The sequence below is a fragment of the Pseudomonas sp. C11 genome, assembly GCF_034683865.1.
In the GTDB taxonomy this organism is placed as follows: Bacteria; Pseudomonadota; Gammaproteobacteria; order Pseudomonadales; family Pseudomonadaceae; genus Aquipseudomonas.
This window is the reverse complement of sequence record NZ_JAWIIP010000071.1, coordinates 1-246: the sequence shown is the minus strand read 5'-3', so window position 1 is coordinate 246 and position 246 is coordinate 1. Positions and strand designations below refer to the sequence as shown.

1 protein-coding gene and 1 pseudogene are annotated in these 246 nt (G+C 61.4%); both read right to left on the bottom strand.

Going from position 1 to position 246, the window contains the following annotated elements:
- Positions 1–135 (bottom strand): pantoate--beta-alanine ligase (locus VC352_RS24960; RefSeq protein ID WP_322982171.1); only part of this gene is annotated, 135 nt, incomplete at its 3' end.
- Positions 132–246: pseudogene (panB, locus tag VC352_RS24955) on the bottom strand (3-methyl-2-oxobutanoate hydroxymethyltransferase); the annotation flags it as partial. The pseudogene panB and the gene VC352_RS24960, both read right to left, overlap by 4 nt.

The window sequence follows — 246 nt, the reverse complement described above, 5'->3', positions numbered from 1 at the left end:
GGAAGCGATTTCCACCATCGAGACGTGGCCTTCGTGCAGGTTGCCCATGGTCGGCACGAAACCGATCTGCTTGCCCTCGGCGCGTGCCTGATCGATAGCGGCGCGCAGTTCGCGCAGGGTCTTGACCGTATTCATGCGGAGAACCCGTGTTCGGCAGCGGTGAAGCTGCCGTCCTTCACCGCTTTGACGTAAGCGCTCAGGGCATCGGCGATGCTGCTCTGGACCTCCATGAAGTTTCGCACGAAC